We start from the raw sequence: 245 nt of genomic DNA on the forward strand, positions 1-245 counted from the left end.
GCGCTTGTACTCTTCGATGACGGTCAGCGTGAACAGCGTCGACCACCCTTCGGCTTCTGCCAGGCGGCGGCTGAACGGCATCGGCGCATCAGGCGCATCGAGCGAATACTGGCTCAGCCGAAGCAGGCAGGCATCGCGCTCCGCATTGGTCAGGGTCGCCTGGGGCGCGGATGCGGGATCGGGGGAGGTGGAGAGAGGGGCCAATGTCATCGGTGGCTGATCAATCGCAGTGGGTGCGCCTTGGT

General features: G+C 65.3%; 1 protein-coding gene. It reads right to left on the reverse strand.

Annotated features, from left to right (window positions below):
- Positions 1–210: hypothetical protein (locus tag ACVA58_RS28535; RefSeq protein ID WP_446513595.1), on the reverse strand; the 210-nt coding region annotated here is incomplete at its 3' end.
- Positions 211–245: the final 35 nt, after the last annotated feature.

It is taken from the genome of Photobacterium sp. DNB22_13_2 (genome assembly GCF_052873915.1).